The following is a 17,863-nucleotide window of genomic DNA, read 5'->3' on the forward strand; positions in this document are numbered from 1 at the left end:
CGCGCGGCGCTCCAGCACCGAGATCACCATGGTGTTGGCCACGCCCACCCCGCCGACCAGCAGCGCCACCGCGCCCAGCCCCAGCAGCAGACCGGAGAGCGCGTCGTCGGTCGCCTCCTTGGCGGCCAGTGCGTCGGACGGCCGGGAGACCTGCACCTCGTTGGGGCTCTCGGGGTTGGCGGTCGCGCCCAGCAGCTCCTGCACCTCGGTGACGTGGTCCGGATCGGCGCGGGCGTAGACGGTGGTCGGCGCGCCGTCGAAGCCCAGCTCCTCCTCGGCGGCCGGCCAGCCGACGAGGGCGGCGGAGTCCAGCTCGGAGGCGAGTTCGCTGGGCGCTAGGATCCCGACGGCCGTGAACCACCGCTCGCCCAGCCACACCTGTGCCCCCGCCTCGTACACCCCGAGCTCGGCCGCCGCCCGCGAACCCAGCACCACCGCGGGGTACTTGCCGCTGGCGCCGTTCAGCCAGCTGCCGTCCGCCAGCTCGGCGCCGACGGTCCGCAGCAGGTCGGTGCGGGCGGCGTAGACGGTGAGGCCGCTGGTCTCCTGGACCGGGATGTGGTCGTTGCGGTAGACCTTCGCCTCGGTCTTGCCGACGGCGGTGACCGACTCGACGTCGTCCAGCGCGCCGACCATGTCCACCGACTGCTCGGGCAGCGTGGCCTGGTCGCCGCTGAAGGAGGTGCCGGGCGCGACCGTGAGGAGATTGGTGCCGAGCGCGTCGAGCCGCCGGTTCAGCTCCTCGGTGGAGGAGGTGGAGATCCCGACGACGCCGGTCATCGCGGCGATGCCGATGGCGATGCCGAGCGCGGAGAGGAAGACCCGCAGCGGTCTGGTCCGCAGCCCGGATCCGCCGACGCGGAGCACGTCGACGGGGCTGAGGCGTGCGGGCCGGGGGCGCGGGCGGTCGGTGCGCGTGGCGCGTGGGGGTGCCAGGGTGCTCATACGGCCGCCTCCGCCCGGGTGTCGTGCTCGATCCGGCCGTCCTTGATGCGCACCTCGCGGGGCAGGGACGACGCGATGTCGTGGTCGTGGGTGATCACGACGACGGTGGTGCCGGCCTGGTGCAGCCCGTGCAGCAGCTCCATCACGGTGGCACCGGAGCGGGAGTCGAGCGCACCGGTCGGCTCGTCGGCGAGCAGCAGCGGAGGGTCGCCGACGACGGCGCGGGCGATCGCGACGCGCTGCTTCTCCCCGCCGGAGAGCTGGTGCGGCTCGTTGTACAGCCGGTGGCCGAGGCCCACGCGCCGCAGCGCCGCGTCCGCCAGCCGCCGCCGCTCGCCGCGCGGGCGGCCGCTGTAGAGCAGCCCGTCGGCCACGCTGTCCAGGGCGGGCACGCCTGGGGCGAGGTGGAAGGACTGGAACACGAAGCCGATGTGCCCGGCCCGCAGCGCGGACAGCTCGCGGTCGCTGAGCTCGTCGACGTCGTACCCGTCGACTCGCACCGTGCCGGCGGTGGGCCGGCTGAGGGTGCCCATGATGTTGAGCATGGTGGACTTCCCCGAGCCGGAGGGGCCCACGATGGCGAGCATCTCGCCGCGCTCCACGACCAGCTCGGCCTCGGCGAGCGCGGCGACCTCCCCGTACGTCTTGGCCACGCCCCGCAGTTCGACGACCGGGTGGCTCACTTCGGCACCCCCACGACGAGCCCCTCGGTGATGCCCTCGCCGGAGACCTCGACGAGCCCGCCGGCGAACATGCCGAGCGTCACGGGCTTGGACGACACGGTTCCGTCCGACGCGACGGCCTGTACGGCGTACCCGCCGTCGGGCCGGGCGACCAGCGCCTGGACGGGGACGGCGAGGACGTCCGCGTGCTCCTCCGCGCCGAGCGTCACGTCCACCGGGGCGGCCTGGTAGCGGCCCAGCTTCTTCTGGTCCTTGACCGTCAGCTCGACGGGCAGGGTGGCGTCCTCGGAGTCGGAGCCCTCCTCGGGCTTGGCGGTGGCGGCGTTGCCGATGTCGCTCACCTTCGCCTCGGTCTCCGTCCCGTCGGGGAGGCGGACGGTGGCAGGGGTGCCCTTGCGGACGAGGTCCTCCAGGCTGACGTCGAGGTCGACGGTGACCGTGCGCCGGGTGCCGGTCCAGGTGAGGATCTCGCCGGACGGCGTGGTGCCGATGACGGCCTTCACCTCGGCGACCCGCCGTGCCGCGGGGGCGACCACCGCGTCGCCGGGGCGTACCGTGCCCGTCTCCTCGCGGCCCAGGTCCTCCTGCCAGGCGCGGACGGCGTCGGCGGTGCCCTCGGTGAACGTGTCGTCGGCAGTGAAGCCGGAGTAGCCGAGGGCGGCGAGGTTCTTCTCCAGCACGGTGACGTCCTTGCCCTCGCTGCCGTCGGCGAGTTCGCGGTAGAGCGGGGTGGAGCCGTAGAGCAGGGGGACGCGTTCCTCGTTGACGCTGTAGACCGTCTCGCCGCGTTCGATGGTCTGGCCCTCGCCGGGGAGCTGGGTGAGGATGCCGGTCGCGGCGGCGGAGGCGTCCGCGTCCTCCTGCTGCGGGGTGCCGGAGTCGGACGACCCGCCGCCCGGAGCGGCCTGCACGGAGGTCGTCTCGCCATAGCCGAGGGTGCCGTCCACGGTCTCGGTGCGCGTCAGCGTCGTCCGCTCGACGGTCGCCGTCTTCGCCGGACCGGACGGCGCCGCCTGGCCGGCCTCCGCGCCGTCCGTGCCGAGGACACCGGTGGCCGCGGCGCCGCCCGCTCCGGCGACGGTCAGCGCGGCCAGGGAGATCAGCGCGGCGCGCAGCGGCCGGCGCCTGCGCCGGGCGGGCGGTTCGCCGCCCGGCGGTTCGTACGGGGTGGGCTGCTCGGTCACGGACGGGCGCCCTTCATCATCACGCCGCCGCCCGGGTACTTGTCGCGGCAGGCGTCCATGGCCTTCTGGAAGGCGTCCCCGTTCGGACGGGTGGCCATCTTGCTCATGTCGATCTCCATCGACCCGCCGTTGACCTCGGGGTCGGGGAAGTCCTTCATGCCGTTCGCGCGGATGCACTCCGCCCAGGCGGCGACCTTGGCGGCGTCCAGCTGGCCGCCGGGACCCGCGCCGTCGGCCTGCGGGGAGAGGTCGCGGCACGCCTCCTGTGCCTTGCGAAACGCGTCGGAGTTCATGTCGACGCCGCTCTCCGGGGTGAGCCGGATGCCGCCGTCGGTGGGGTCGGGGAAGTTCTCGACGCCGTTGTCGCGCATGCACTGCGAGAAGGCGAGGGACTTCTCCGCGGGGTCGGTGGGCGTGGCGCTCGCGTCCTTGTCCCCGCTGCCGGCGGCCGCACTGTCGTCGGAGCAGCCGGCGAGCAGCGCGCTCGTCAGCAGGACGGGGCCGAGGAGGAGCAGGCCGCTGAGGCGGCGCTTGGTGGTGGTGTACGTCATGCCCTGCAGCGAACACGCCGGGCGGTTACACCACGGGAACGCGCGCTGTTACGCCGCTGTTATGCCCCGTCCGGCAGGCTGTCCGCCATGCGGGTACTGATCGTCGAGGACCATCGCGAGCTGGCGGAGACCGTGGCCACCGGGCTGCGGCGCGACGGCATGGCCGTGGACCTCGCCTTCGACGGGCACGAGGCCCTGGAGCTGGCGGAGCTGCACGGCTACGACGTGATCGTCCTGGACCGGGACCTGCCCCGGCTGCACGGCGACGAGGTGTGCCGCGCGCTCATCACGCGCGGGGTGCGCGCCCGGGTGCTGATGCTGACGGCGGCGTCGACGATCGCGGACCGGGTGGACGGACTAGGGCTCGGGGCGGACGACTATCTGCCCAAGCCGTTCGCCTTCGCCGAACTGATCGCCCGGGTCCGGGCGCTGGCCCGGCGTGCCGCACCCGCGGCGCCCCCGGTGCTCGCGCACCAGGACCTCACCCTGGACGCCGGGCAGCGCGTCGCACGCCGGGGCGGCCGGCGGCTGGACCTCTCGCCGAAGGAGCTGGCCGTGCTGGAGCTGCTGCTCGCGGCCGGGGGCCGGGTGGTCTCCGCGGAGGAGCTGCTGGAGCGCGCGTGGGACCAGGCCGCGGACCCGTTCACCAACACGGTGAAGGTCACCGTCAGCCGGCTGCGGCGCAAGCTGGGCGAACCGCCCGTGATCGAGACGGTGCCCCATGCCGGCTACCGCATCTGAGGGGCTGTCCGCGGACCCCCGCCGCGCGGCGGGCCGGGATCCGCGGACGGGCCCCCGGCGCGGGCGCGGCACCCGCTGGACGGTACGGCTGCGGCTGACCGTGCTGTACGGCGGGCTGTTCCTGCTCTCCGGCGTGGCCCTGCTGGGGATCACCTACGTGCTGGTGGCGTCGAGCAGCGGGGTGCGGGTGCTCAGCACCAACCACATCCCCGGGCCGGAGGCCCTGCCGCAGCCCCCCGACGAGGTGACGATGGCCTCGATGCAGGCCAGGGCGGAGGCCGACCGGGCGCTGCGGCTGCAGCTGCTGCTGTCGCGCTCCGCCATCGCGCTGGCGCTGATGTCCACCGTCTCCGTGGCGCTCGGCTGGCTGATGGCGGGCCGCGCCCTGCGGCCGGTGCGGACGATGGCCGACAAGGCACGTCGTATATCCGAGCGCAATCTCCACGAGCGGCTGGCGGTGGCCGGTCCGGACGACGAGCTGAAGGAGCTGGGCGACACGTTCGACGGTCTGCTGGGCCGTCTCGACACGGCGTTCGGCGCCCAGAAGCGGTTCGTCGCCAACGCCTCGCACGAGCTGCGCACCCCGCTGACCCTGCAGCGGGCGATGATCGAGGTGACGCTCGCCGACCCCGCAGCGGACGCCGCGACCTTGCGCAAGCTGTGCGAGCGGCTGCTGGCCACCGGCGAGGAGCAGGAGGAGCTGATCGAGGCGCTGCTCACCCTCGCCAGCAGCCAGCGCGGGCTGGAGCACCGGGCCCCGGTGGACCTCGCCGACGTGGCCGGCGACGTCCTGCTGGGCTCGCCGCCCGGCGGCCCGGAGGTGACGGCGACGCTGCGCGCGGCGCCGGTCAGCGGTGACGCCCGGCTGCTGGAGCGCCTGGTGACGAACCTGGTGGACAACGCCCGCCGGCACAACGTGCCGGGCGGCTGGGTGCGGCTGACCACCGCGGCCGTCGGCGGCCGCCTAGTGCTGCGGGTCGTCAACAGCGGTCCGGCGGTGGACGGCGCCGACGTGGACCGACTCTTCCAGCCGTTCCAGCGCGGCGAACCGCGCGCCGCCCGCCCCGAGGGCCACGGCCTCGGGCTGTCGATCGTCGCCGCGATCGCCGAGGCCCACGAGGCGGACGTGAAGGCCGTCCCGCGCCCGCGGGGCGGCCTCGACGTCACGGTGCGGTTCCCCGTTCCGCGGTGAGCGCCATCGCGCCGTGCAGGATGCGCAGCTCCCCCTGGGAGGCGTCCTCGCGCCACTGCGGGGCCAGGGCGCTGTAGGTGGTGACGTCGTGCCAGGTGTCCTGGGTCCGGAACAACTGCCGCAGCCTGGCCTCGGGCAGCAGTCCGGCCGCGGACATCACGGTGCTCATCCGGGTGTGGTCGGCGCGGTGTCCGGCCCAGATCCGGTGCAGGCCGAGCGGGCCGAAGCCGTACGCCATCAGGAGCCGGCCCGCCTCGTGGGCCTGCCCGCGGACCGGGGCGTCGGGCACGACGACGAGCCCGGTGAGCATCGCGTTGCGGCCGTAGTCCTCGACGAGCAGCCCGATGGTGCCGATCATCCGGTCGTCGTCCGGCGGGCAGACCGCGACGGTGTAGCGGCGGCGCGGGTGGGCGTGCTGCTGGGCGAGCGCGGCGGTGAACGCGTCGTGCGCCTCCTCGGGGGACTTGCGGTCGACGCCCAGGAACCGGGTCAGCGCATGGCTGGTGTAGATCCGCTCGTACACGGTGTGGTCGCGGGCGCGCAGTTCGCGCAGCCGCAGATGGCTGCCCTGGAGATCCGGCATCCGGGTCACCGGACGGCTCCCGCGGGCTGCGCGGCCGCGGCCGGCACCAGGGCCTCGAGGTCGGCGTAGTAGCGGCCGGAGGGCACCGGCTCGCCGAGCAGGATCCGGCGTGCGGTGTCGGCCACCAGCGCCCCGCCGAGGACGGTGCCGCTGGCCAGCTGCGGCCAGCTGGAGAGGGTGCGGCCGATCCGGCCGAGCGCGTCGGTCATGGCGGGGGTCAGCCGCTCCTGGTCGACGATCCGCAGCAGCAGCGCCAGTTGGTCCGCGGGAGGGAGAGCGGCGACGTCGTCGGCGCTCAGCGCGCCGGCGCGGCCGTGGCAGACGGGGCGGCCGGGCTCGAGGTCGAACCGCTCGACGTCGAGCATGCCGCGGTCGTTCATGTCCATCAGCACGGGTACGCCGCGGGCCCGGGCGTGCTCGCGGGCGGCCAGCTTCACCCACAGCGTGTCGCACTCCTCGACCAGCAGATCGAGGCCGGCACCGGCGAAGAACGCGTCGATCGTGCCGGGCGTGATCCCCTCGGAGAAGACCTCCACGTCGAGATACGGGTCGAGTTCGGACAGCTGCCGTGCGCACAGGACGGTCTTGGGTACGCCCAGCTCGTGCACCCCGCAGCGCAGCCGGTTGAGGTTCGACAGGCCCAGCCGGTCGAAGTCCGCGAGCCGGAAGGAACCGGCGAGACCCTCCATCGCGCAGGTCAGCGCGGCGCTGTTGCCGACCGACAGCCCGATCACGCCGATCCGCCGGCCGAGCAGCGACGTCTGCTGCTCCCGGGTGATCTTGTCGCGGTTGCGGTCCGTACGGACCAGCCGGAACTCCCGGCGGGGCAGCACATGGACGAGCCTGCCCGACCACGGGTACCAGGCCCAGGTTCCGTAGTGCGCGCCCGCGCGGCCGCCCCGGACCGCGTCCACGGCGTCGGCGAGCGCGTGCCCGGCGGGCGGCTCCGCCGGATTCAGGCACCGCACCAGTTCCTCGGTCTGGGCGTCGATGCGATCGTGAACCGCGCGGACGGCGCCCGAGGCCCGCAGGTCCGCGAGGGCGGCGCGGTCCTCGGCCAGGGACGCGTCGAACAGCCGTGGGCGGAAGGTCTGTTCATCATCCTGCTCCGTCGCGGAAATCCGGACAGAAAGGGACGATACGGAGGAAAGCACATCATTCACGGACGCGAAGCTAGCAGCGCGGGCGCCGGGCGTGCGCGCTCCTTTCACTCGCGCGCACGCACCGGACTTGATCTTTCATTCCGAAGGCCCGCGCCCGTTCAGGCCACGTTCGCCCCGCCGGGCTTGGTCACGGCGGGCTCCGCCGGGGCGAGGTAGCGCTCCCAGCCCTCGGCGGGCGCCTGGCCCACCTGCAGCTGCCGCAGCTTCTCCAGCACCGCCGGGTCCTGTGCGTCCAGCCAGTCGGCCAGCTGGCGGAACGACACGCACTGCACGTCGGCGCGCGGGCACAGCGTCTTGATCGTCGACTCCACGGCCCGCATGTAGGCGCCGCCGTGCCACTGCTCGAAGTGGTTGCCGATGATCACCGGTGCGCGGTTGCCGGAGTAGGAGCGCTCGAAGCCCATCATCAGGCTGCGGTACATCTGGCCCTCGGCGGTGGCCGGCGTGATCAGCGGGTTGACCTTGTAGTTGTAGTCCATGGTCAGCTCTTCACGGCTGCTGCCGGGGAAGGGCACGGTGTGCATGGACAGGTTCCACACGCCCTCCTCCTTCTGCGGCCAGACCTGGAGGTTGACGCCGCTGGTGTCGTAGCGCCAGCCGAGCTGGCCGGCCGCCTTCACCAGGTTCTTGCGCCCCTCCAGGCACGGGGTGCGGGAGCCGACCAGCTCCTTGTCGTAGTCGAAGGGCAGCGGGGCGGACTTGGTGTCGCCGAGGTTCGTCCGCCAGGTCTTGACGAACTGCTTGGCCTGGCTGATCTCACTCTTCCAGTCCTCCACGGACCAGCTGTCGACGCCCGTCGGCCCGCAGAAGTGGCCGTTGAAGTGGGTGCCGATCTCATGGCCGTCCAGCCACGCGGCGCGCACCTGCTCCAGGGTCTGCCTCACGTGCAGGTCGTTGAGGAAGCCGATGTCCGAGGCGCCGGGGGCGTGGCCGGGGGCGGTGTACTGGGTGCGCTTGGACTCGGGGAGGACGTACAGCCCGCTGAGGAAGTACGTCATGGTCGCGTCGTACTTCTTGCCGACCTCGCGGAAGTGCTCGAAGAGGCCGGAGCCGTCCTCGCCGGCGCCGTCCCAGGAGAAGACGACGAACTGCGGGGGCTGCTGACCGGGCTTCAGCCTCGTGAACTTCGGCTGGTGCGGCTGGATGCCGGTGTACGCGGTGGAGCCGTCGCCGATGAGGCGCAGCGGCTTGCCGTTGCTGACAGCGGGCGCGGCCTTGTCGGCCTTCGCGTCGTGCTTCGCGCCGTGCTTCGCCGCCTTGCCGTCGCCGGCGTCCACGGAACAGCCGGCGGCGCCGGCGGTCAGTGCGGCGGCGGTGCAGGCCGCTACGGCGATACGCATGGGTGTCTTCACTGGGCTACCTCTCCACTCGACCCGAACCCTTAGAGAGATAACCCGACGGTCCGACAAATCGGACTTATTCACCCGTTAGCCTCGGCGGCGTGTCGCCTCCGGCGAGGACGTCAGCCCACGATCCGGGGCTCCGCCCCGCCCCGTGGCCGCCGGGTGCACGGGCCACCGCCCGACGCGGCAGCACGAGAGGGGCTCCGCCCCTGGCCCCCTGCGGGACGGGCGGCCAAGCCAACGGCACGTCAGGCGGGGAGAGCGCCACTGCCCACCATCCGGGGCTCCGCCCCGCCCGTGGCCGCCGGGTGCACGGGCCACCGTCCAACGCGGCAGCACGAGAGGGGCTCCGCCCCTGGCCCCCTGCGGGACGGGCGGCCAAGCCAACGGCACGTCAGGCGGGGAGAGCACACACCCGCGCTACGAGGGCGCCCGTCGCCGACGGTGCAACGGCCACAGCGGGGCGGTCAGGCCCACACCGCACGCAGCGACAACCCCGCCCACGGCTCCGACTCCACGCCCCGCACGCCGTGGTGGCCACCCCGGCAGCCCGCGCACCGGCAACCACCGCAGGAGGGCTCCGCCCCTCGAACCCTGCGGGACGGGGCCGAGCTGGCGGCGGGCCAAGCTCAAACAGCTCCCGGGGAGCCCACCCCGCACCACGAGGTGGCCACCTTGACGGCTTGGGCAACAGCCACGACGGTGCGGTCACGCCCACACCGCGCGCAGCGACAACCCCGCCGACGGCTCCGACTCCACACCCCGGCCGCCGTGGTGGCCACCCCGGCAGCCCGCGCACCGGCAACCACCGCCAGGGACCCTGCGGGACGGGGTGGCCAAGTTGGCCGCGGGCCATACGGCAAACCGCTCCCTGGGAAGCCACCCCAGCACCCCGCACCAGGAGGTAGCCACGTCCGCGGCTCGGGCAGCAGCCCGGGGGCGGTCACGCCCACACCAGGCGCAGCGACATCCCCGCCGGCCGCTCCGACTCCTCACGCCGCACGCCGCCGCGCGCGGTGGTGGCTACCCCGACGACGGACGCATGGGCAACCACCGCTAGAGGGATCCGCCCCTCGGAACCTGCCGGGACAGGGCGGCCAAGTCGGCGAGAGGTGCAGCACCCGACCGCGCCCCGGGCTCCACCCCGCGCCTCGCACCCTGGGGTAGCCACGCCATGGCACGCCTACGAACCACGCCACCGGGCCACGGCCCGCACCCCGCACCCCGCACCCCGCACCCCGCACCAAGTGGCGGCGGCACGCACCACAAACCCCCCGCCCGGGCCCGGGCGCCCGCAGCCCGCAGCCCGCAGCCCGCAGCCCGCAGCCCGCAGCCCGCAGCCCGCAGCCCGCAGCAAGGATGTGGCCGCCCCTGCGGCGAACCCCCGGGCTCCGCCCCCGCCCCTGCGGGCGGGGTGGTCATGTCGTTGGCGGGCGCAGCGCCGACGCGGTCGGCGGAGTGGCGGGGTGGCGGGGTGGCGGGGTGGCGGAGGCCCACGTCCCTGGCGGCTGGGTGGTTCCGGATTACGCCGCGCCGCGTGTGGGCGTCGAGCTCGGGGACGCCGATGCCCGGGGAGGGGAGGAACCTCCCCCTGGCGCCCGCTGAGGCACCCGGGTTGCAACGCGTCTTCCCGCGGCGCCCGGTGGGCACCGGTGGACAGGTCTGCCCCGTAGCGCCGGTTCGCGGGTCGGCCCCGGGGGCACCGGTCCGCCGGTCTGGCGGGGGGCGGCCTTCGACGGACCGCGAGGAGGGGGGCGAACAGGCCCGTCCGGACGGGGCGGTCAGGGCCGTCCGGCCGGCGGCGGTCCCGCCGCCGGCGCGCGCACGACGTCGCCGGGCCGCCCCCGCAGGAGGTCGCGTTCCGGGCCCGTGGCCTGGGCGCGGGCCTCCGCGAGGGTGGTGTCGAGGAGGTCGTCGATGTCGCCCGGGCGCTCCCGCAGGAGGTCGCGTTCCGGGCCCGTGGCCTGGGCGTGGGCCTCCGTGAGGGCGGTGTTCAGGAGGTCGTCGATGCTGACGCGGCGGTCGGTCCGTGCCGACTCGACGGCGCCGGTCACCATCGCCAGGCTCATCACGTTGTCGTGGACCTCCCCCATGGGGACCGCGCCCGTGCGCAACGCGTGCACGAACTCGGCCAGGGAGCCGGCGATGCCCTTCATCGGTGCGGCCGTTGACCGCGGAGGATCCGCTTCCGCCGCGGGCGTCTCGACCTCGGCGGGGTGACCACCGCCGTCCCACGTGATCGAGCCGTGCTCCCCGCTGAGCCGCCACGCCCCGTTCCAGGAGGTCTCGAGGCCCGGGCTGCACCAGCTGCCGGTGAAGACGTAGCGGCTGCCGCCCGACATCTCGAAGACCGCGGTCGTCGCCGCATCTCCGGCGTACCAGCTCCAGCCCGGGTTGTACTCCTCGCAGCGGACCGAGACCGGCTCCGCGTCCAGCAGCCAGCGGGCGGTGTCGAACGGGTGGATCGCCATGTCGAGCAGCAGCGGGTGGTCCATCTCGTCGCGGAACCCGCCGAAGCGGGGCGCCTTGAAGAACTCGGTGGTCAGGATGCCGAGCCGGCCCAGCCGGCCGGCCTGCTCCTTGAGCGCGAAGAGGTGCGGGTGGTAGCGACGCGACTGACTGACCATGAAGAGCTCACCGGCCACCGAGGCCGCCGCGGCCAGACGCAGCGCCTCCGGGAGCGTGGCGGCGAGCGGCTTCTCACCGAGGACCGGCAGGCCGAGGGCGAGCGCTTCGAGCGTGACGGGCAGATGGGCCGCGGGGACGGTCACGTCGACGACGGCGTGCGGCGAGGTGGCCGCCGCCAGCGCGGTGAGGTCCCGCCCTGTGGGCACCTCCGGGGCACCGGTCTCCGCGAGGGCCTTCTCCGCCGCGCCCGGGTCGGTGTCGACCACCCCGGCCAGCGTGGTGTCGGGACAGGCGAGGATCGTACGCAGCCACAGCCGTGCCATCCGCCCGGCGCCGACGACGAGGATCCGCAGCGGCTCACCGTCGTCCGGCACCGTCCGGAACGAGGCCCCGGCGGCGAAGTCCGGCCCGGTCATGCCCGTACGCCGGAGACGTCGCCGCCACCGAAGTCGCCGCCGCCCCTGCCCACATCGCCGCCGACGTCCCGGCCACCATCACCGTCGAGGAACCACCCCGTCTCACTGTGCAGCAGCCGCGGCCTCTCCCGCTCCGCGGCGGGAGCCGCCCACCGCACCGCGTTGGCGATGACCCGGCGTACATCCGGGTGGTGGTAGACGGGATAGTCCTGGTCCCCGGGGCTGAAGTAGAAGATCCTGCCGTGCCCGCGCCGGAACGTGCAGCCGCTGCGGAAGACCTCACCCCCGCTGAAGGAGCTGATGAAGACCAGCTCGTCGGGTGCCGGGATGTCGAAGAACTCCCCGTACATCTCCTGCTGTTCGATGACGATGGGGTGCGGCACACCGGCCGCGATGGGATGGTCGGGCGCCGTCGTCCAGACCAGCTCGCGGTCCTCCGCGGCCCGCCAGCGCAGGGTGCAGGTGGTGCCCATGAGCCGGGTGAAGATCTTCGACAGATGCCCGGAGTGCAGCACGATCAGGCCCATCCCGGCGAGCACCCGGCGGTGCACCCGCTTCACCACCTCGTCGGAGACCTCGCGGTGGGCGAGTTGCCCCCACCAGGTGAGCACGTCCGTCTCCGCGAGCACCTCCGCGGTCAGGCCGTGCTCGGGCTCCCTCAGGGTCGCCGTGCGCACCCGCGCCTCCTCGCCCAGGTACTGGGATATACCGTCGGCGATGGCGCCGTGCATGCCCTGCGGATACCGCTTGGCCACCTCGGCGTCCCGCTGCTCGTGGAGCGCTTCACTCCAGACCGTGACCCGCAGGGGGGCCGGCGGCGTCGACGATGACATCACACCTCTTTCCAGCGACGGCAGAGTCGTCGTCATACGATCCATGCGATGCGGGCGATCCGTCGAGACGTCCCCGGGCGGAGTCCGCCAAAAAGTTTCGAAACTACTCGAAGAGCACGCTAGGCCGCCCGCCCAGGACCGTCAAGATCCCGCACACCGCCCCTTTCCAAGGGTCAGGGGGGTCGGCGCACGCGCGAACCGCGCGGTAATCTCCTCAGGAGAGTCATGGCATGGCGAAAGTTTTCGGGAGAGCAGAGAGCGGATACGTGACCCCAACCAGGACCCCGCGGCCCACGCTCGCGCAGATCGCGGAGACGGCCGGCGTGTCGATCTCCACCGTTTCCAAGGTCTTGAACGGCCGGGACGACGTCTCGACGGACACCCGCGTCAAGGTCGACTCCGCGCTGCGCCAGCACCAGTACACGCGCCGCGGCGTGTCGACGTCCGCGCCGGCCGTCCGAGCCGTCGACCTGGTGATGAGCGGGCTCGACGGATCGTGGCCCGCGAGCGTCGCGAGCGGTCTGGAGGCGGCGGCGTACGAGACCGGCGTGCACGTCGTCATCTCCGTGGCCCGGTCGGGCGCCTCGGCGAACAACCACGGCGCGCAGGACTGGGTGGACCGCGTGGTGGAGCGGGGCAGTGCGGGCGTGGTGCTGGGGCTCATCGAGCCGACTCCCGACCAGCTGACCCGGCTGCGCCAGGCGCAGATCCCCATCGTCGTCATCGATCCGCTCAGCGATCCGCCGCCCGACGTGGTCTCGGTGGGTACGACGAACTGGGCGGGCGCCTACGAGGCGACCACCCATCTCCTGGACCGCGGTCACCGGCGGATCGCGCTGGTCACCGGGCCTCCGCACCACCTCTACGCCCGGGCGCGCACGGCCGGTTACCGCTCCGCCATGGCGGCGGCGGGCATCGAGGTGGATCCGGCGATGATCCGCTACGGGACCTACGACCGGGCCAGCGGCGCGGAGCAGGTGCGGGCGCTCTGCGAGCTGCCCGAGCCGCCGACGGCACTGTTCATCTGCTCCGACCACATGGCCATCGGCGGGTACGAGGCCCTGGCCGCGGCCGGGTTGCGGGTGCCGGAGGACGTCAGCGTGGTCGGCTTCGACGACCTGCCCGAGGCGCGGTGGGTCTCCCCCGCGCTGACGACGGTGCGCCAGCCGCTGAAGGACATGGGCCGCAGCGCACTGCGGACACTGCTGCGGCTGATGAACGGCGACGAACCCGAGAGCCCGCGCGTCGAACTGGCCACGACCCTGGTCGTCCGCGACAGCACCGCCCGGCGCGGCTGACCGGTCGGAAGCAGGACCCCCAGGCGCGGGCCCGCCCCTGACCCCCAAGGGCGGGCCCCGCCCCTCCTGCGGGGAAACTTCGGGCCGCCGCGTCCCACACCTTGACGCCCCCTGCGGGGTGTTCCTAAAGTCTGCCCTCGGTCGATAATTTTTTCGCAACTTTGCGGAGTGGAAGCCCTCGCAGCACCAACCGCCGAGGCTGCCGCAACGGCCCGACAGGCGAAAGGAGACAGCCCGATGACGTCCGGACATCGGCAGGCACTGGTGGTGCGAGGCGGCGCGGACGGCGACCGCTCCGTCCGGACGACGAACCTCTTCATGTCGTTCCTCCGCGACAACGGCTTCCGGATCCTGGTCGAGGACTCCCTGGAGGTCTACGAGGACGAAGACCTGCTGGTGCGGACCGACCTGATCGTCCAGTCCTGGACGAGGGGTGACATCACCGCCCGTGAGAGCGCCGGACTGGTCGCGGCCGTCCGCGCGGGCACGGGATTCGCGGGCTGGCACGGCGGTGTCGTCGACGCCTACCGCGAGGACCTCGACTACCAGATGCTCACGGGCGGGACGTTCGTCATGCGCCGGCAGGGGCCCGGCCGGCACCGGGTGCGCCTCGCCGAGGAGCACACCGACCACCCGGTGATCGCCGGGCTCGGCGACTTCGACGTCGACACCGAGCCGTACTGGACCCTGAACGATCCCTTGAACGACGTACTGGCCACCGTCACGTTCGACGCCGACGACACGCGCCAGCGGTCGGCGGCCATCCCCGCCGTGTGGGCCAGGAGCTGGGGCAAGGGCCGCGTCTTCGTGTCCACCGTCGGCAGCGGTCCGGAGGACTTCCGGAACCCGCACGTACGCGCCCTCACCGAAAGAGGGCTCCTGTGGGCCAGCCGCTGACCCGCTGAACCACCCCTAGCCGTCCCGAGCCGCCCCGAGCCGCCCTGAGCCGCCCCGAGCCGCCCCGAGTCGCCGGCACCAGCCAAGCCGCACAACAGCCAAGCCGCACAAACGTGTCCGGCCGCTCCCGGCCGGGCGCCACGGTACTAGCCAAGGAGGTTCGTGGTGAGGGACATCACGACCCAGCTCCGCAGACGGATACGCCACCGGATCGCGCGCATGGTGGCCGTCCTGATCGTGCTCCCCCTGGCCGGGCTCGTCGGTATACCGACCGCCGCCCAGGCCGACCAGCCCGGCACCGAGCAGTTCTCCGCCCTCGTCTTCAGCAAGACGGCGGGCTTCCGGCACTCCTCGATCCCGGCCGGGATCGAGGCGATCCGCAAGCTCGGTGACGACAACGGCTTCACCGTGGACGCCACCGAGGACGCCGCGGCGTTCACGGACGACAACCTCGCCCGCTACGACGTCGTCATCTGGCTCTCGACGACCGGCGACGTACTCGACGCGACCCAGCAGGCGGCGTTCGAGCGCTACATCCGCAACGGCGGCGGCTACGCCGGCGTGCACGCCGCGTCCGACACCGAGTACGACTGGCCGTGGTACGGGTCGCTGGTGGGCGCCTACTTCAGGAACCACCCGGCCCAGCAGAACGCCACCGTCAAGGTGGAGGACCCGGCGCACCCGTCGTCCGCCGGCCTCGCGCCGACCTGGACCAGGTTCGACGAGTGGTACAACTACCGCGCGAACCCGCGCGGCAAGGTGCACGTCCTGGCGTCGCTGGACGAGACGACGTACAGCGGCGGCAGCATGGGGCCGGAGCACCCGATCACCTGGTGCCAGCAGTACGAAGGCGGCCGGTCCTGGTACACGGGCATGGGCCACACCGAGGAGTCCTTCGCGGACCCGGCCTTCCGCCGCCACCTCCTGGGCGGTATCCGCACCGCGGCGGGAGTCGTGAAGGCCGACTGCACGGCCACCCTCACCGACAGCTTCGAGAAGGTCACCCTCGACGACAACACGTCGAACCCGATGGAGCTGGCGATCGCCGACGACGGCCAGGTCGTCTACATCGACCGCGGCGGCGACGTGAAGGTCATCGCCCCCGGCGGCGGCACCTCCACGGCCGGCCACGTCGACGTCTACACGGGCCAGGAGTTCGGCCTCCTGGGCGTCGCGCTCGACCCCGACTACACGACCAACGGGCACCTCTACCTGTACTACTCGCCCGTCGGCGACGAATCCGTCGACCGTGTCAGCCGGTTCACCATGAAGGACGGCACGCTCGACATGTCGTCGGAGAAGGTCGTACTGAAGGTCCCCACCCAGCGCAACGAGTGCTGCCACGCCGGCGGGGCGCTGGAGTTCGACCACGACGGCAACCTCTACATCGCCACCGGCGACAACACCAACCCGTTCGCGTCGTCGGGCTACGCCCCCATCGACGAGCGGCCGGGGCGCTCGGCCTGGGACGCCCAGCGCACCTCCGCCAACACCGACAGCCTCAACGGCAAGATCCTGCGCATCAAGCCCAGGAACGACGGCACCTACGCCGTACCGGCGGGGAACCTCTTCGACGACACAGACGCCCGGACGCGGCCCGAGATCTACGCGATGGGATTCCGCAACCCGTTCCGGATCGGACTCGACGAGGAGACCGGCAGCCTGTACGTCGCCGACTACGGCCCCGACGCCGGGTCGTCGAGCGCGGACCGCGGCCCCGACGGCCGCGTCGAGTGGAACATCGTCCGCAAGCCGGGCTTCTACGGCTGGCCGTACTGTGTCGGCGCCAACACGGCCTACCGGGACTACGACTTCGCCACCGGCACCTCGGGCCCGGCGTTCGACTGCTCGGCCCCCACGAACACCTCGCCGAACAACACCGGTCTGACCACGCTGCCGGCGGCAATCCCCGCCACGATGTGGCAGGGCAAGTCGTCCACCGGTGTGCCCGAGATCGGCGGCAGCGGCGCTCCGATGACCTCGGGCAGCTACCGCTACGACCCGGACCTGGCGTCCGAGCGCAAGTGGCCGGCGTACTTCGACGGCAAGGCGATCTGGGCCGACTGGAACAACAGCCGTCTCTTCACGGTCCAGCTCGACCGGACCAGGCGCACCTACACCGACGTCAACCGCATCCTCTCGGGCATGGGCATGAACCGCCCGCACGCCCTGCAGTTCGGGCCGGACGGCGCCCTCTACATGATCGAGTGGGGCAGCGGCTTCGGCGGCGGCAACGCCGACTCGGGCATCTACCGGATCGACTACGTCCAGGGGAACCGGGCACCGACCGCCCACGCCACCGCGGACAGGACCTCGGGTCAGGAGCCGCTGACGGTCGCGTTCGACGGGTCGGAGTCGAACGACCGGGACGGGCAGCTGCTCACCTACGCCTGGGACTTCGACGGCAACGGCACCACCGACAGCACCGCCGTGAGCCCCACGCACACCTATCAGACGGTCGGCAACTACACCGCCCGCCTGACGGTCACGGACCCCGACGGACGCACCGGCGTGTCCAGCGTCGACATCGCGGTCGGCAACACCGCACCGCAGGTGAAGCTGGTCCTGCCCGCCGCCGGTTCGTTCTTCGAGTTCGGCGACACCATCCGGTACGAGGTCGAGGTCACCGACCCCGAGGACGGCGCGGTCGACTGCCAGAACGTGATCGTCCAGCCCGGTCTCGGCCACGACGAACACGGGCACGGCTACGAGCAGTACCGCGGCTGCAGCGGCACCTTCGTGCTCCCCGGGGACGAGGGCCATATCGGCGAGGACATCTTCGGCGTCGTCACGGCCACGTACACCGACCAGGGCGCCACCGGGGTGTCGCCGCTCACCGGTGAGGACACGGCGGTGCTGCACACCAAGCGCACCGAGGCCGAGTTCTTCGACCGGCACGGACGGCTGAAGGGGTCGACCTCGGGAGGCACCGCAGGCGTCCAGATCGAGGACACCGGTGACGTACAGGGCGGCGGCAAGAACGTCGGCTACATCGAGCCGGGCGACTGGTTCGGGTGGGACGTCATGAACCTCACCCGCATCGACCGTATCTCGCTGCGCGCGGCCAGCCCCAGCAGCGGCGCCACCTACGCGGTCCGCACCGGCGACCCCGACACCGGACCGACCGTCGCCACGATCCAGGTCGCGGCGACCGGCGGCTGGCAGACGTACCAGAACTTCTCCGCCCAGCCGGTCGGTGACACGACCACGGTGAGCGGGCCGCTGTACTTCGTACAGCTCAGCGGCGGTTCGAACATCAACTGGATCGACTTCGAGGGACAGGGGGCGACCGAACCCGCACCCGGAACGTGCGACGGTGATCGAGGTCGGCGGGCTGACGGTCGACCCGCTGCGGCGGCAGGCGAAGCTGGACGGGGCGCGACTGGACCTCACCCGGCGCGAGTTC

The 17,863-nt window shown here is 72.8% G+C and carries 13 protein-coding genes and 2 pseudogenes; 6 read left to right on the top strand and 9 right to left on the bottom strand.

The window, feature by feature from the left end:
* The 4 genes from AB0M28_RS35740 to AB0M28_RS35755 all read right to left on the bottom strand — a co-directional run.
* Positions 1–945 (bottom strand): ABC transporter permease (locus AB0M28_RS35740; RefSeq protein WP_365414172.1); only part of this gene is annotated, 945 nt, incomplete at its 3' end.
* Positions 942–1,628 (bottom strand): ABC transporter ATP-binding protein, encoded by a 687-nt coding sequence (locus AB0M28_RS35745; protein ID WP_365414174.1) that lies wholly within the window; start codon positions 1,626–1,628, stop codon positions 942–944. The genes AB0M28_RS35745 and AB0M28_RS35740, both read right to left, overlap by 4 nt.
* Complete coding sequence (locus AB0M28_RS35750) at positions 1,625–2,812, bottom strand: peptidoglycan-binding protein (protein WP_365414176.1); 1,188 nt, start codon at positions 2,810–2,812, stop codon at positions 1,625–1,627. Before AB0M28_RS35750 ends, AB0M28_RS35745 begins: the two co-directional genes overlap by 4 nt.
* A complete protein-coding gene (locus AB0M28_RS35755) occupies positions 2,809–3,363 on the bottom strand; it encodes a hypothetical protein (protein WP_365414178.1) in 555 nt (184 codons plus the stop codon). Before AB0M28_RS35755 ends, AB0M28_RS35750 begins: the two co-directional genes overlap by 4 nt.
* A gap of 87 nt (positions 3,364–3,450) precedes the next feature.
* On the opposite strand from AB0M28_RS35755, the gene AB0M28_RS35760 reads away from it, so the two are divergent.
* Together AB0M28_RS35760 and AB0M28_RS35765 are read left to right on the top strand one after the other, a co-directional pair.
* Entirely contained in the window at positions 3,451–4,104 is a 654-nt protein-coding gene (locus AB0M28_RS35760; RefSeq protein ID WP_365414180.1) for a response regulator transcription factor, read from the top strand.
* Complete coding sequence (locus AB0M28_RS35765; RefSeq protein ID WP_365414181.1) at positions 4,085–5,296, top strand: HAMP domain-containing sensor histidine kinase; 1,212 nt, start codon at positions 4,085–4,087, stop codon at positions 5,294–5,296. Before AB0M28_RS35760 ends, AB0M28_RS35765 begins: the two co-directional genes overlap by 20 nt.
* Here the strand turns inward: AB0M28_RS35765 and AB0M28_RS35770 are convergent.
* The 5 genes from AB0M28_RS35770 to AB0M28_RS35790 all read right to left on the bottom strand — a co-directional run bounded on the left by AB0M28_RS35770 (position 5,268) and on the right by AB0M28_RS35790 (position 12,298).
* The gene (locus tag AB0M28_RS35770) at positions 5,268–5,879 is read right to left on the bottom strand and encodes a GNAT family protein (RefSeq protein WP_365414195.1); all 612 of its coding nucleotides are present in this window, start codon (positions 5,877–5,879) and stop codon (positions 5,268–5,270) included. The two genes, AB0M28_RS35765 and AB0M28_RS35770, sit on opposite strands and share 29 nt — an antisense overlap.
* Positions 5,880–5,884: 5 nt before the next feature.
* Positions 5,885–7,042: a ThiF family adenylyltransferase gene (locus tag AB0M28_RS35775; RefSeq protein ID WP_365414183.1), complete on the bottom strand. Its 1,158-nt coding sequence runs from the start codon at positions 7,040–7,042 to the stop codon at positions 5,885–5,887.
* Between the two features lie 98 nt (positions 7,043–7,140).
* Positions 7,141–8,382, bottom strand: a complete 1,242-nt coding sequence (locus AB0M28_RS35780; protein ID WP_365414185.1) for a hypothetical protein — start codon at positions 8,380–8,382, stop codon at positions 7,141–7,143.
* A 1,784-nt stretch (positions 8,383–10,166) separates the two neighbouring features.
* Positions 10,167–11,429 carry a Gfo/Idh/MocA family oxidoreductase gene (locus AB0M28_RS35785; protein ID WP_365414187.1) on the bottom strand — a complete coding sequence of 421 codons (1,263 nt, stop codon included), beginning with the start codon at positions 11,427–11,429 and terminating at the stop codon, positions 10,167–10,169.
* The gene (locus tag AB0M28_RS35790; RefSeq protein WP_365414189.1) at positions 11,426–12,298 is read right to left on the bottom strand and encodes a ThuA domain-containing protein; all 873 of its coding nucleotides are present in this window, start codon (positions 12,296–12,298) and stop codon (positions 11,426–11,428) included. The genes AB0M28_RS35785 and AB0M28_RS35790 overlap by 4 nt, the downstream gene beginning before the upstream one ends.
* Before the next feature lie 230 nt (positions 12,299–12,528).
* Here AB0M28_RS35790 and AB0M28_RS35795 point away from each other — a divergent pair, with 230 nt between their 5' ends.
* From AB0M28_RS35795 to AB0M28_RS35810, 4 genes and pseudogenes are all read left to right on the top strand, one after another.
* The gene (locus AB0M28_RS35795; RefSeq protein WP_365414191.1) at positions 12,529–13,560 is read left to right on the top strand and encodes a LacI family DNA-binding transcriptional regulator; all 1,032 of its coding nucleotides are present in this window, start codon (positions 12,529–12,531) and stop codon (positions 13,558–13,560) included.
* A 237-nt stretch (positions 13,561–13,797) separates the two neighbouring features.
* The gene (locus AB0M28_RS35800) at positions 13,798–14,457 is read left to right on the top strand and encodes a ThuA domain-containing protein (protein ID WP_365414193.1); all 660 of its coding nucleotides are present in this window, start codon (positions 13,798–13,800) and stop codon (positions 14,455–14,457) included.
* Positions 14,458–14,676: 219 nt separating this feature from the next.
* Positions 14,677–17,673 (top strand): annotated as a pseudogene (locus tag AB0M28_RS35805) (ThuA domain-containing protein); the annotation flags it as partial.
* Between the two features lie 94 nt (positions 17,674–17,767).
* A pseudogene (locus tag AB0M28_RS35810) lies at positions 17,768–17,863 on the top strand (DNA-binding response regulator); the annotation flags it as partial.

Origin of the sequence: Streptomyces sp. NPDC051940 (genome assembly GCF_040680895.1) — a bacterium.
In the GTDB taxonomy this organism is placed as follows: Bacteria; Actinomycetota; Actinomycetes; order Streptomycetales; family Streptomycetaceae; genus Streptomyces.

Excerpts from the sequence above, each read along its gene's own strand:
- AB0M28_RS35755 (WP_365414178.1), bottom strand. The coding sequence starts at position 3,363 with ATGACGTACACCACCACCAAGCGCCGCCTCAGCGGCCTGCTCCTCCTC.
- AB0M28_RS35760 (WP_365414180.1), top strand. The coding sequence starts at position 3,451 with ATGCGGGTACTGATCGTCGAGGACCATCGCGAGCTGGCGGAGACCGTG.
- AB0M28_RS35765 (WP_365414181.1), top strand. The coding sequence starts at position 4,085 with ATGCCGGCTACCGCATCTGAGGGGCTGTCCGCGGACCCCCGCCGCGCG.
- AB0M28_RS35770 (WP_365414195.1), bottom strand. The coding sequence starts at position 5,879 with ATGCCGGATCTCCAGGGCAGCCATCTGCGGCTGCGCGAACTGCGCGCC.
- AB0M28_RS35780 (WP_365414185.1), bottom strand. The coding sequence starts at position 8,382 with ATGCGTATCGCCGTAGCGGCCTGCACCGCCGCCGCACTGACCGCCGGC.
- AB0M28_RS35785 (WP_365414187.1), bottom strand. The coding sequence starts at position 11,429 with ATGACCGGGCCGGACTTCGCCGCCGGGGCCTCGTTCCGGACGGTGCCG.
- AB0M28_RS35790 (WP_365414189.1), bottom strand. The coding sequence starts at position 12,298 with ATGACGACGACTCTGCCGTCGCTGGAAAGAGGTGTGATGTCATCGTCG.
- AB0M28_RS35800 (WP_365414193.1), top strand. The coding sequence starts at position 13,798 with ATGACGTCCGGACATCGGCAGGCACTGGTGGTGCGAGGCGGCGCGGAC.